General features: G+C 47.0%; 12 protein-coding genes and 1 other annotated feature. All 12 genes read right to left on the bottom strand.

The features are described from left to right. Positions 1–20: 20 nt before the first annotated feature. Complete coding sequence (gene rpsL, locus B9D94_RS02275) at positions 21–440, bottom strand: 30S ribosomal protein S12 (protein WP_006212930.1); 420 nt, start codon at positions 438–440, stop codon at positions 21–23. A gap of 139 nt (positions 441–579) precedes the next feature. Continuing rightward, entirely contained in the window at positions 580–831 is a 252-nt protein-coding gene (locus B9D94_RS02270) for a ribosomal L7Ae/L30e/S12e/Gadd45 family protein (protein ID WP_006212931.1), read from the bottom strand. Between the two features lie 170 nt (positions 832–1,001). After that, entirely contained in the window at positions 1,002–4,616 is a 3,615-nt protein-coding gene (gene rpoC / locus B9D94_RS02265) for a DNA-directed RNA polymerase subunit beta' (protein WP_006212932.1), read from the bottom strand. Between the two features lie 94 nt (positions 4,617–4,710). Then, positions 4,711–8,256, bottom strand: a complete 3,546-nt coding sequence (gene rpoB, locus B9D94_RS02260; protein WP_006212933.1) for a DNA-directed RNA polymerase subunit beta — start codon at positions 8,254–8,256, stop codon at positions 4,711–4,713. A gap of 349 nt (positions 8,257–8,605) precedes the next feature. Further along, positions 8,606–9,211 (bottom strand): class I SAM-dependent methyltransferase, encoded by a 606-nt coding sequence (locus B9D94_RS02255; RefSeq protein WP_148248715.1) that lies wholly within the window; start codon positions 9,209–9,211, stop codon positions 8,606–8,608. A 183-nt stretch (positions 9,212–9,394) separates the two neighbouring features. After that, positions 9,395–9,757, bottom strand: coding sequence for a 50S ribosomal protein L7/L12 (gene rplL / locus B9D94_RS02250; RefSeq protein ID WP_006212935.1), 363 nt, complete (start codon positions 9,755–9,757; stop codon positions 9,395–9,397). Positions 9,758–9,825: 68 nt separating this feature from the next. Beyond that, positions 9,826–10,329 (bottom strand): 50S ribosomal protein L10, encoded by a 504-nt coding sequence (gene rplJ, locus B9D94_RS02245; RefSeq protein ID WP_006212936.1) that lies wholly within the window; start codon positions 10,327–10,329, stop codon positions 9,826–9,828. A 58-nt stretch (positions 10,330–10,387) separates the two neighbouring features. Further along, positions 10,388–10,545: a sequence feature (ribosomal protein L10 leader region), on the bottom strand. Positions 10,546–10,614: 69 nt separating this feature from the next. Further along, on the bottom strand, positions 10,615–11,307 hold the full coding sequence (gene rplA / locus B9D94_RS02240; protein ID WP_006212937.1) for a 50S ribosomal protein L1: 693 nt from the start codon (positions 11,305–11,307) through the stop codon (positions 10,615–10,617). An 80-nt stretch (positions 11,308–11,387) separates the two neighbouring features. Further along, positions 11,388–11,813 (bottom strand): 50S ribosomal protein L11, encoded by a 426-nt coding sequence (rplK, locus tag B9D94_RS02235; protein WP_006212938.1) that lies wholly within the window; start codon positions 11,811–11,813, stop codon positions 11,388–11,390. 71 nt (positions 11,814–11,884) lie between these two features. Then, on the bottom strand, positions 11,885–12,418 hold the full coding sequence (gene nusG, locus B9D94_RS02230; RefSeq protein ID WP_006212939.1) for a transcription termination/antitermination protein NusG: 534 nt from the start codon (positions 12,416–12,418) through the stop codon (positions 11,885–11,887). A gap of 21 nt (positions 12,419–12,439) precedes the next feature. Continuing rightward, a complete protein-coding gene (gene secE, locus B9D94_RS02225) occupies positions 12,440–12,631 on the bottom strand; it encodes a preprotein translocase subunit SecE (RefSeq protein WP_006212940.1) in 192 nt (63 codons plus the stop codon). A gap of 24 nt (positions 12,632–12,655) precedes the next feature. Then, complete coding sequence (gene rpmG / locus B9D94_RS02220) at positions 12,656–12,805, bottom strand: 50S ribosomal protein L33 (protein WP_006212941.1); 150 nt, start codon at positions 12,803–12,805, stop codon at positions 12,656–12,658. Positions 12,806–13,275: the final 470 nt, after the last annotated feature.

Below are 13,275 nucleotides of genomic sequence, written 5' to 3'. Positions count from 1 at the left end.
TTAGAAAACATGAACATCAATTAGCTTTTTGCTTTAGGACGCTTCGTGCCGTATTTGGAACGAGCTTGCATCCGGTTGTTTACACCAGCGGTATCAAGTGCGCCGCGAACGATATGGTAACGTACACCCGGAAGGTCTTTTACCCGTCCACCGCGAACCAATACAACACTGTGCTCTTGCAAGTTGTGTCCGATACCCGGAATGTAAGCTGTCACCTCAATGCGGTTCGTCAAGCGAACACGAGCATATTTACGAAGTGCGGAGTTCGGTTTTTTCGGCGTCATTGTGCCTACACGAGTGCATACACCGCGTTTTTGCGGAGCGCTCAAGTCGGTCTCCTCACGTTTCAAAGCGTTAAAACCTTTTTGAAGAGCTGGAGATTTCGATTTGTAAACTTTGGCTTGACGGCCCTTGCGAACCAGTTGGTTAATTGTTGGCATGCTAGCCACCCCCTTCCCGTATTTATCATCCTATTACAAACCCGTTTAAGTCCACAGACCCAGGCGGTTCATAAAAGAACAAATGAAAAGTTTTTGCCGAGAGAAGTAACGCCTTCTCCAACAAAAACGATTTCTCAAATCATGATTTCAAGACAGCTACCATAGCTGCACCGACTTCAATACCGCATGCTTCTCCAAGCTCTATCATCGTGGGCACATAATTTATATGTACTCCATTCTTATCACACTCGGATACGACTTTTGAAATCAAACGCTGGTCGCAATCTTCAGCTACATAAACCTCTGCAGCCAGACCGGATTCAACGGCCTTCATCGTTTGTTTGGTGCCAATCTTGATGTGTGCATCCTGTAATCCTTTATCATTAGACACAGTCATTCCTCCAAAAGAACAGGGAACAAAGAAACTATTCACGCACCTTTGCTATATTAGCATCTGCCCTAAGCGATGTCAAGCTATTAAATCAGAAAAAAAAGAAACTTAGGGACGGGAGAGAGTTCAGCATTCAACATGCCGTTTCCTCCCGTCACCCGACTTTCTTCTTAATCTATAGAAGCCGTTTCGAGCTCCTGACTTTCGTCATTCACGTCGTTCTGTCCCGCAAATTTCACACTGCGATAACGGTTCATGCCCGTTCCCGCAGGGATCAGCTTACCAATGATAACATTCTCTTTCAGGCCAAGAAGTTGATCGACTTTACCTTTAATGGCAGCATCAGTCAACACGCGAGTCGTCTCCTGGAAGGAGGCCGCTGACAAGAACGAATCTGTTTCAAGGGAAGCTTTCGTAATCCCGAGAAGAACCGGTTTAGCAACTGCTGGTTCTTTTCCAGACAGAATAGCGTCTTTATTGGCTGTCTCGTATTCATGCATATCCACGAAGGAGCCTGGCAGCAGATTGGTATCGCCCGCATCAACGATACGGAATTTACGCAGCATCTGTCTGATCATTACTTCAACGTGTTTATCGTTAATTTCTACACCTTGGTTACGGTATACGCGTTGTACTTCCTGAAGGATGTAGTTCTGCACACCACGGATACCTTTGATGCGAAGCATTTCCTTCGGATCAATGGAACCATCCGTCAGTTCATCCCCGGCTTCGATGTGCTTGCCTTCGCTTACGCGCAGACGGGAGCCATAGGTAACCGCGTAAACTTTCGTTTCGGCTTCACCTTGAATTTCAATTTCACGACGGTCTTTCGTTTCGCGGATCTCTTTAACCACACCGTCGATCTCACTAATGGTCGCTTGACCTTTAGGATTACGGGCTTCAAAGAGCTCTTGGATACGCGGAAGACCTTGCGTGATATCGTCTCCGGCAACACCGCCTGTGTGGAATGTACGCATCGTAAGCTGTGTTCCCGGCTCACCGATGGATTGAGCTGCGATGATACCAACCGCTTCACCAATCTCAACATGTTTACCAGTAGCAAGGTTACGACCATAACATTTTTTGCAGACGCCATAACGTGCACGGCAGCTCAAGATGGAACGAATTTGAAGTTTTTCAACACCAGCTGCCACGATCTCTTCAGCTTTGTCGGAATCAATCAATTCGTTGCGATTTACGATAATCTCTTTGGTTTCCGGATGACGAACGGTTTCAAATGCGTAACGTCCTTCAATACGGTCATAGAGATCCTCAATAACTTCCTTGCCGTCCTGGATACGGCTAACGGTGAAACCTTTGTCCGTGCTGCACTCATCTTCGCGAACGATAACATCCTGGGCCACGTCAACAAGTCGACGAGTCAAGTAACCGGAGTCAGCGGTACGGAGCGCTGTATCGGCAAGACCTTTACGTGCACCGTGAGTGGACAGGAAGTACTCGAGTACCGTCAGACCTTCACGGAAGTTCGATTTGATCGGGAGTTCGATGATACGACCGGACGGGTTCGCCATCAGACCCCGCATACCACCAAGCTGGGTGATCTGCGATTTGTTACCCCGTGCCTTGGAGTCCACCATGAGCATAATGGAGTTAAAGCGATCCATTGATTTCATGAGTACTTCCGTAATGTCATCCTTGGTCTTGGACCAGATGTCGATAACACGGTCATAACGTTCTTCATTCGTAATCAAGCCGCGACGATATTGGTTTGTTACTACTTTAACCTTCTCATCGGACTCTTTCAGAATTTCATTCTTCTCGTCAGGTACAATAACGTCAGAAACCGCAACGGTAACGCCTGCACGAGTAGAGTAGGTGAAACCGATCTGCTTGATTTTATCCAAAATCACAGAGGTTTCGGTTGTATGGTACGTTTCGAAACAGCGTGCAATGATGGAACCCAGATATTCCTTGCCTACAGCTCCGCTGATCGGCAATTCCTGAATTACTTTTTGAATATCTGCACCCTTCTCGTATACGAAATACTTCTCAGGCGTACCATGCAGCAGGTTCGTACGAGTCGCTTCATTAATGTATGGGAAGCTGGCAGGGAAAATCTCGTTAAAGATAATCCGGCCAATCGTCGTAACCAAAATAGCATTCTGCTGTTCTTCGGTAAAGTTGGTTTTGCCAAGCGCTTTAACCGGAATCGCTACGCGTGCATGCAGTCCTGCTGCTTCACGCTGATATGCGGATACCGCTTCGTTCACGCTGCCCAGAATCATACCGGTACCTTTCTCTTCCTTGTTATCCATCGTGAGATAGAAGGAACCGAGTACCATATCCTGAGATGGCGTAACAACCGGTTTGCCGTCTTTCGGGTTCAGAATGTTACCCGATGCCAGCATCAAGAGACGTGCTTCAGCTTGAGCTTCAGCAGACAAAGGAACGTGAACCGCCATTTGGTCACCGTCAAAGTCAGCGTTATAAGCTGTACATACGAGTGGGTGAAGACGGATGGCATGACCTTCAACGAGGATCGGTTCAAATGCTTGAATACCGAGTCTGTGAAGCGTCGGTGCACGGTTCAGAAGAACCGGATGCTCTTTAATGACTTCTTCGAGCACATCCCATACTTCTGGACTTACGCGTTCTACTTTGCGTTTAGCGCTCTTGATATTATGTGCAAGGCCTTTGTTGACCAATTCCTTCATAACGAACGGCTTGAAGAGCTCAAGTGCCATTTTCTTAGGCAGACCGCACTGGTACATTTTCAGGTAAGGACCTACAACGATAACAGAACGACCAGAGTAGTCAACCCGTTTACCGAGCAAGTTCTGACGGAAACGTCCTTGCTTACCTTTCAGCATGTGGCTGAGAGATTTAAGCGGACGGTTACCAGGACCTGTTACTGGACGACCGCGACGGCCGTTATCGATCAGTGCATCGACAGCTTCCTGCAGCATGCGTTTCTCGTTCTGTACGATAATATCCGGCGCACCGAGATCCAGCAGTCTTTTCAGACGGTTGTTCCGGTTAATAACGCGACGGTACAGATCGTTCAAGTCGGAGGTCGCAAAGCGTCCACCATCCAGTTGAACCATCGGACGAAGCTCCGGTGGAATGACCGGCAGCACATCCATGATCATCCACTCCGGATTGTTGCCGGAGTTACGGAACGCCTCAATAACTTCCAGGCGTTTGATCGCCCGGTTGCGGCGCTGACCTTGTGCTGTACGCAATTCTTCCTTCAGGAACTCCAACTCTTTATCAACGTCGATGTCTTGAAGAAGCTTCTTGACAGCTTCCGCACCCATGCCTGCCTGGAACCCGTAGCCATACTTCTCACGATAGCTGCGATATTCCTTCTCGGACAGCAGTTGTTTCTTCTCCAGAGGCGTATCTCCTGGATCTGTTACAACATAAGATGCGAAATAAATGATCTCCTCAAGAGATCTTGGGGACATATCCAAAGCCAGACCCATGCGGCTAGGAATCCCTTTGAAATACCAAATGTGCGATACAGGAGCCGCAAGCTCGATATGGCCCATCCGTTCACGACGGACTTTGGCGCGCGTAACTTCAACGCCACAGCGATCGCAGACTACTCCTTTATAACGGACACGCTTATACTTACCGCAATGACATTCCCAGTCCTTCTGCGGGCCGAAAATCCGCTCACAGAACAGGCCTTCTTTCTCCGGCTTCAATGTACGGTAGTTAATCGTTTCCGGCTTCTTCACCTCTCCGCGAGACCAAGAGCGAATTTTTTCCGGTGAAGCAAGACCGATTTTCATGTACTCAAAATTGTTAACGTCCAACAAGGAGCAACCCTCCTCAACCTAGTCCTATTTATGTGCTATACGACCATAACACCACCGCCGACTTATAAAGCCGACGGGGGTGAATGATTGACCGTTATTCCACTCCGACTTCAGTGCCTTCCAAGTTAAGGCTCAGTTTATCACCTTGAGCATCGTCTTCGTCATCGAGTTCTTTCATCTCGATTTCCTCTTCATTCTCGCTCAGGATTTTGACATCCATACCGAGAGACTGAAGCTCTTTTATTAATACCTTGAACGACTCAGGAACACCCGGCTCCGGAACGTTCTCGCCCTTGACGATGGATTCGTAGGTTTTCACCCGGCCAACCACGTCATCGGACTTAACGGTAAGAATTTCTTGCAGTGTATAAGCGGCACCGTAAGCTTCAAGTGCCCACACTTCCATCTCACCAAAGCGCTGTCCACCAAACTGAGCTTTACCACCCAGCGGCTGCTGCGTAACGAGTGAGTATGGTCCCGTAGAACGGGCGTGAATTTTATCGTCAACCATGTGCGCAAGTTTGATCATATGCATGACGCCGACGGTAACTTCACGTTCAAAACGCTCACCCGTCCGTCCATCGTACAATACGGTCTTACCGTTACGCTGCATGCCTGCTTCTTCCATCGTATCAAACACGTCGTACTCGCTTGCACCGTCAAATACCGGTGAAGCCACGTGAATGCCGAGCTGGAGTGCAGCCATACCCAAGTGAACCTCGAGCACCTGACCGATATTCATCCGTGATGGTACCCCCAGTGGGTTCAGTACGACTTGAACCGGCGTGCCATCCGGCAGGAACGGCATATCTTCCTCAGGCAAAATACGGGCAACGACACCTTTGTTACCGTGACGTCCGGCCATTTTGTCACCTTCCGAGATTTTACGCTTCTGCGCGATGTAGACACGAACCAATTGGTTCACGCCCGGCGGCAATTCGTCGCCGTTCTCACGTGTAAATACCTTCACATCTACGATGATACCGTCACTACCGTGAGGAACACGCAGCGAGGTATCACGCACTTCGCGAGCCTTCTCGCCGAAGATCGCATGCAGGAGACGCTCTTCTGCCGTCAGTTCAGTTACGCCCTTAGGCGTTACTTTACCAACGAGAATGTCTCCGGCGCTGATTTCGGCACCGATGCGGATGATACCGCGCTCATCGAGGTTCTTCAGTGCTTCTTCCCCAACGTTCGGAATATCACGTGTAATTTCCTCTGGTCCAAGCTTCGTATCACGAGCTTCGGATTCATACTCCTCGATATGGATCGAAGTGTACACGTCCTCTTTGACAAGCTTCTCGGAGAGAAGAATCGCATCCTCGTAGTTGTAACCTTCCCAAGTCATGAACGCAACGACCACGTTGCGGCCCAGTGCCAATTCACCCATCTCCGTGGATGGACCGTCTGCGAGGATGTCACCTTTTTTGATAACTTCCCCACGTTTCACGATTGGACGCTGGTTGATGCATGTTCCTTGGTTCGAACGCATAAATTTGTGTAATTTATGTTTAACGATATCGCCTTTGACTTCTTGTCCGTCCACATTCTCTACGCGGCGGAGCCAGATCTCATTAGCAGATGAACGTTCAATAATCCCGTCATATTTGGATACAATACATACACCGGAGTCTTTAGCAGACTTGTGCTCCATTCCAGTTCCGACAAGCGGCGCCTTCGGAATAAGGAGTGGTACAGCCTGCCGCTGCATGTTGGATCCCATCAGCGCGCGGTTGGAGTCATCGTTCTCAAGGAACGGAATGAGCGCCGTTGCTACCGATACAACCTGCTTAGGCGAAACGTCCATGTAGTCTACACGATCGCTTGGCATAGGAAGGATATTATCGGATTGCTTGTTATAACGAACGATTACCATTTCATCAGTAAAGGTACCATCTTCGTTAAGCTCGGCATTCGCCTGGGCAACGATGTAGTTATCCTCTTCGTCTGCAGTCAGATAATCGATTTGTTCCGTTACTTTGCCGGTCTTCGGATCAACCCAACGATACGGGGCTTCAATGAAGCCATATTCGTTGATGCGTGCGAATGTGGACAAGGAGTTGATCAAACCGATGTTTGGTCCCTCCGGTGTCTCAATCGGACACATACGGCCATAGTGACTGTGGTGAACGTCCCGTACTTCAAAGCCTGCGCGCTCACGCGTCAGACCGCCTGGTCCGAGTGCAGACAAACGACGTTTATGCGTCAATTCCGCAAGCGGGTTTGTCTGATCCATGAACTGGGACAGCTGGGAGCTACCAAAGAACTCTTTAATTGATGCGATAACTGGACGAATGTTGATTAACGCTTGTGGCGTAATGACATTTGCGTCCTGAATCGACATTCTCTCACGAACAACACGTTCCATCCGGGACAAACCGATACGGAACTGGTTCTGAAGCAATTCGCCTACGGAACGCAGACGACGGTTACCCAGGTGGTCAATATCATCTGTATTACCGATTCCATGCAGCAAGTTGATGAAATAACTGATGGAAGAAATGATATCAGCCTGAGTAATATGCTTCACGGATTTATCAATGTTTGCGTTCGCAATGACTTTCACAACTTTTGCATCCTCAGTAGGAGAGAACACATCAATTGTTTGCAGCGGGATATCCTCGCTGTCCATCACACCGCCAGCAACATGATAATTCTTAAAGCCAACACTCTTCTCCAAGTAAGGCATAATCTCGTCCAAAAGACGACGGTCTACGGTTTGACCAGCTTCAGCAACGATCTCACCTGTATCCGTGTCTATCAAACTCTCTGCCAAACGTTGATTAAAGAGACGGTTCTTAATATGAAGTTTCTTGTTGATCTTGTAGCGGCCAACGTTAGCCAGATCATAACGCTTTGGATCAAAGAAACGAGCAACGAGAAGGCTCTTCGCGTTCTCCAGTGTTGGCGGCTCGCCCGGACGAAGGCGTTCATAAATTTCGATGAGCGCTTTTTCCGTAGAGTCCGTGTTGTCTTTATCCAGCGTGTTTTGAATATATTCATCATTGCCCAGAAGATCCAGAATCTCGGCATCTGTACCAAAACCAAGTGCACGTAAAAGCACCGTTACAGGGATTTTACGGGTGCGGTCGATCCGGACATAAATAATGTCCTTCGCGTCCATCTCCAGTTCCAGCCAAGCGCCGCGGTTAGGGATAACTGTTGCAGTGTACGTCGTCTTACCGTTTTTATCCACTTTTGTGCTGAAATAGACGCTGGGAGAGCGAACCAACTGGCTGACAATAACCCGTTCGGCACCATTGATAATGAATGTTCCGGTTTCCGTCATTAACGGGAAGTCTCCCATGAACACTTCCTGCTCCTTGACCTCTCCGGTCTCCTTGTTAATGAGCCGGACTTTCACGCGGAGCGGCGCCGCATAAGTAACGTCGCGTTCTTTCGCGTCATCGACGGTGTATTTCGGTTCTCCAAGGCTGTAGTCAATGAACTCTAGTACCAAATTACCTGTGAAATCCTGAATCGGCGAGATGTCCTGGAACATTTCGCGGAGTCCTTCCTCCAAAAACCATTCATAAGATTTTTGTTGGATTTCAATCAGGTTCGGAACTTCGAGTACCTCGTTAATACGAGCATAACTTCGCCGAGTGCGTCGACCATATTGAACAAGATGTCCTGCCAACTTAAACTCACCCCTCATGTCTACTCACTTTAAAAATATTTCATTGCGAACCTCTGTTTGTAACACTATAATGGTACATACAGAGGACACTCCATAAATAGAGAAAAGCCCTTATCGAATACCTTTTCGAAAAAAGAGCAGCTTATCCATGGTTATGATAATCATCTCATATCCTGTAGATTTGCCCAAAACGTACATATTATACGTCAATATGACGGACTTTATGCATCTTTCCACACATTAAGTCTTGACATTTCAGCAAACTAAAGACAAAGAGACCATCCTAATACTGACATTTTATAATAATACCATACCAGCATACCCAAGTCAACAGCCTAGTTAAACTATTTCAAGAAGATTTGGTCGCTTTAAATATCCGGTACCCTTTATCCTTCGTTACTTCTTCTACCTGGTGAAACAAACTCTCCAGTTTAGCTTTTGCCGAAGGTGCACCTTGCTTCTTCTGAATTACAACCCACAGCTGCCCACCCTCACGCAAATGACTCAACGACTCTTCAAATATAGCATGCACTGTTTCTTTCCCGGCACGTATAGGCGGATTGGTCAGAATCACATCGAACTGCTGATCCTTAACCACGGCAAATAAGTCGCTCTCCAGGATCGTTACATTCGAGATTCCGTTACGCTTCGCGTTCTCTTTAGCCAATTCGACAGCTCGGCTATTAATGTCAATCATTGTCACATGACCATCCACGACCATCTTTGCCGCCGTTAGACCGATCGGACCATAACCGCAACCCACATCCAGAACGGAGGCATTCTGTTGAAATTCCATTGCATCTATCAAAACTTTGCTGCCAAAATCCACGCCGCTCTTTGAGAATACACCCGCATCACTAATGAAATTGAACGTCTGTCCTCTCAGCTCTGTCTTTAACTCTTTGCGGTCATGAGCAATGTCTGGCTGATTCGAGTAATAATGTTGATTCGGCATCATTTCCTCCGTATTGAACCAAAGTTTACCCGCCTGGACTTATGGTCCATAGGGGCTCCATTATCCCAGTATAACCGTTCTCACTGAAATCAGTACGCGCAAGAATTCTCCGCCACAATAACAAACCCCTTGAACAAATATTCAAGGGGTTTGTTTCTTGCTGACGATAATCTGGAGAAGTTATTACTTAACTTCTACGGATGCGCCTGCTTCTTCCAATTTAGCTTTAACAGCTTCAGCTTCTTCTTTAGCTACTTTTTCTTTCAAAGCTTTTGGTGCGTTGTCAACCAGTTCTTTTGCTTCTTTCAAGCCAAGACCTGTGATTTCACGAACCACTTTGATTACGTTGATTTTGGACGCGCCTGCGCTAGTCAGGATTACGTCAAATTCGGATTGCTCAGCAGCTTCAGCTGCACCAGCGCCACCAACAACAGCTACTGGAGCTGCAGCAGTTACACCAAATTCTTCTTCGATTGCTTTTACAAGATCGTTCAGTTCCAGAACGGACATGCCTTTGATTGCTTCCAAGATTTGCTCTTTGCTCATTTAAGTTGAACCTCCATTTATTATTAAGATTTTATAGTTGTTGTTACACAGCTCGGAAAAAACAAAACTTATGCGCCTTGTTCTTCCTTCTCTGCAACTGCTTTAACTGCAAGCGCGAAGTTGCGCACTGGAGCTTGAAGCACGCTGAGGAGCATGGAGAGGAGACCTTCGCGGGACGGAAGTTCTGCCAGAGCTTTGATTTCGCTTTCTCCGATTACACGACCTTCTACTACTGCGCCTTTCAATTTCAACGCGTCGTTTTTCTTAGCAAAATCGTTAAGAACTTTTGCTGGAGCGACAGCGTCATTGGTGCCAAATGCAACAGCTGTAGGACCAGTCAGGACTTCGTCCAGCTCAGTCAAATCTGCAGCTGCAGTCGCACGGCGAAGCAGCGTGTTTTTCAGTACTTGGAACTCGACGCCAGCTTCACGAAGCTGTTTACGAAGTTCAGTTACTTGTGCAACGTTCAATCCACGATAGTCAGCAACTACTGTCGATACGCTTTCGCGCAGCTTAGCAGCAACTACATCAACCGCTTCTTGTTTCGCTTGAATCACTTTTGCGTTTGCCAATGATTACACCTCCTGGTTGTATTAGTAGCGTAAGAGCACCAGGCTCTCCGCTCTTCCTACGGGCACTAAAAAAGCCTCCGTAGAATTACGAAGGCCTGATGAATCATCATTTGGCCGGATAACCGGACAAATTGTTGACGTTCTATCATAACACCTCGGTAGGAAATTAAGCCTGCTTAGGGCACCTACTGTCTACGGTAAGCATATTCAACTTTAAAGGTCAGTCTCGAAGACTCACAACTGTTACATAATATCAAATATCACTAACCGAAGTCAATGGTAATATTATTTGTAAGTCGTTGTGTTCACGCGAGCGCTAGGTCCCATAGTCGAGGAAACAGCAATACCTTTCAGGTATACACCTTTAGCAGCAGCTGGTTTCGCACGATTCAATGCATCGATGAGAGCTTTGAGGTTCTCATTCAATTGAGCTGCATCGAAAGACACTTTGCCAATTGGAGCGTGGATTTGACCTGCTTTGTCCAGACGGTACTCGATTTTACCGGCTTTGATTTCTTGAACAGCCTTAGCAACATCGAACGTAACCGTACCAGCTTTAGGGTTAGGCATCAGGCCTTTACCACCGAGCAGACGGCCAAGTTTACCGACTTCACTCATCATATCAGGTGTCGCTACGCAGACATCGAACTCGAACCAGCCTTGTTGAATTTTGTTGATCATGTCTTGATCGCCAACAAAATCAGCGCCAGCCGCTTCCGCTTCTTTCGCTTTGTCACCTTTCGCAAATACCAGAACGCGTTGTGTTTTACCTGTGCCGTGAGGCAAGACAACAACACCACGAACAGCCTGGTCTTGTTTACGTGGGTCTACACCCAAACGTACAGCCGCTTCAACAGTTTCGTCGAATTTGGCAGTTGCAGCCTTCTTCACAAGCTCTACAGCTTCCAAAGGCTCGTAAGTTGCTTCGCTGTCAATCAGCTTCGCAGCTTCAACGTATTTCTTACCGTGTTTAGCCATGTTTGTTTTCCTCCTTTGTGGTGTTAGCGGAAATTCCTCCCACATAATCCGAACCTAGTCCGGTTTCAATCGAGAGACCATTAGTCTTCGATTGTGATACCCATACTACGGGCAGTACCTTCCACCATCTTCATTGCAGCTTCAACAGATGCAGCGTTCAGGTCAGGCATTTTTTGCTCAGCGATTTGACGCACAGCGTCACGCTTAACCGTTGCAACTTTCTTCTTGTTAGGCTCGCCAGATCCTTTTTCGATCTTAGCAGCTACGCGAAGCAGTACAGCAGCCGGTGGAGTTTTCGTGATGAACGTAAAGGAACGATCCTCAAACACCGAAATTTCAACCGGAATGATCAGACCAGCTTGATCAGCAGTACGAGCGTTGAATTCTTTACAGAATGCCATGATGTTGACACCCGCTTGACCCAATGCTGGACCTACTGGAGGAGCCGGATTCGCTTTACCTGCAGGAATTTGCAGTTTCACAATCTTGATAACTTTCTTAGCCATGGTTGACACCTCCTTGCATCAATAGTGGTAGCGGACGCCATAATACGCCCTCCCACAAGAAACCTGAAGAATTAAATCTTCTCCACTTGAGTATAATCCAACTCCAGCGGGGTTTCCCGTCCAAACATGTTGACGTGAACTTTCAACTTGCTCTTTTCAGCCAAAATCTCTTCCACGGAGCCCACGAAATTCGCAAAAGGACCAACCTTGATACGAACGGATTCCTTGATGTCGAATTCGATCTTCGGTTTCGGCTCTTCCATGCCCATATGCTTCAGAATCTGTTCAACTTCTTCTGGAAGCAAAGGCGTCGGTTTAGAACCGGACCCTGTCGAACCAACAAAACCGGTCACTCCTGGTGTATTGCGGACAACATACCAAGAATCATCGGTCTGAATCATTTCGACCAAGACATATCCCGGGTAAACTTTACGCATGACGGTTTTTTTCTTGCCGTCTTTGTTTACAATTTCTTCTTCCATCGGAACAAGAACGCGGAATATTTTGTCCTCCATGCCCATAGACTCGACACGTTTTTCCAAATTGGCTTTGACTTTATTCTCATACCCAGAATAGGTATGAACTACGTACCATCTTTTTTCCATATCAAGCCACCTGGGACCCTTCTAAATTATCGCTTCGATCACAGCGGAAATACCGATGTCTACAACCCAAAAATAAATCGTGACAAACACAATGGTGCCGAGAACAATTAAAGTATAGTTCGTCAGTTCTTTACGATTGGGCCAGCGAACTTTTTTAAGTTCCGCCCAGCTTTCAGAGAAAAAGGAAAACAGAGACTTGAAACCACGTTTCACGCCGACTACACCTCCAAAAGAAAACTATCTGGTTTCGCGATGAGGAGTTTGCTCGTTACAGAACTTGCAAAATTTCTTCATCTCCATGCGGTCGGGGTGATTTCGCTTGTTTTTGGTGGTTGTGTAGTTTCTTTGTTTGCAGCTTGTACAAGCCAAAGTGATAATTACCCGCATGATGTGCACCTCCCGAAGACGTCCTTCTTTTCAGAAGAATCGATATTGATCCTAGTAGAAACAACCTTGTTCTCATCGAAACTCGGTTATTTCTGCGAGATGAATAAAACCGTTGTTCCAAAAACTGTAACAACGATCCATTCATAAAACACGCGAATTTAGGCCTACCTAAAACACTTTATCACAAGGGTAGCGCCATTTCAAGCCTTTTTCTCTCTGATTGCGGGCTGCAATTAATGCCATTGCCAGCTAAGCCAGGGAATAGGTCCCCGGTTTATTGTAAACATCTCACTGTAAAAAACTGTGGCGTTTCACAGTCTTTGTCCATTCTGCACAGCATTTATTCTATATCCAGTATGTTCAATCTTCTAACAGATGAAACACCAAATATTACACATTTTGCAGAATGAAGATCTTTGACATTATCATAACATGATATCACCCGTCAAAAGACTAATGGCTGCAGAGTA

This window comes from Paenibacillus sp. Cedars, assembly GCF_003184205.1.
Taxonomy (GTDB): domain Bacteria; phylum Bacillota; class Bacilli; order Paenibacillales; family Paenibacillaceae; genus Paenibacillus_AQ; species Paenibacillus_AQ glucanolyticus.
The sequence above is the reverse complement of the archived record's forward strand: the minus strand, read 5'-3'. Positions and strand labels throughout refer to the sequence as shown.

What these genes read in the sequence shown, in the direction of transcription:
- B9D94_RS02255 (WP_148248715.1), bottom strand. Translation starts at nt 9,211, where the DNA reads ATGCCGAATCAACATTATTACTCGAATCAGCCAGACATTGCTCATGAC.
- rplK (WP_006212938.1), bottom strand. Translation starts at nt 11,813, where the DNA reads ATGGCTAAGAAAGTTATCAAGATTGTGAAACTGCAAATTCCTGCAGGT.
- rplL (WP_006212935.1), bottom strand. Translation starts at nt 9,757, where the DNA reads ATGAGCAAAGAGCAAATCTTGGAAGCAATCAAAGGCATGTCCGTTCTG.
- rpsL (WP_006212930.1), bottom strand. Translation starts at nt 440, where the DNA reads ATGCCAACAATTAACCAACTGGTTCGCAAGGGCCGTCAAGCCAAAGTT.
- rpmG (WP_006212941.1), bottom strand. Translation starts at nt 12,805, where the DNA reads ATGCGGGTAATTATCACTTTGGCTTGTACAAGCTGCAAACAAAGAAAC.
- rplA (WP_006212937.1), bottom strand. Translation starts at nt 11,307, where the DNA reads ATGGCTAAACACGGTAAGAAATACGTTGAAGCTGCGAAGCTGATTGAC.
- nusG (WP_006212939.1), bottom strand. Translation starts at nt 12,418, where the DNA reads ATGGAAAAAAGATGGTACGTAGTTCATACCTATTCTGGGTATGAGAAT.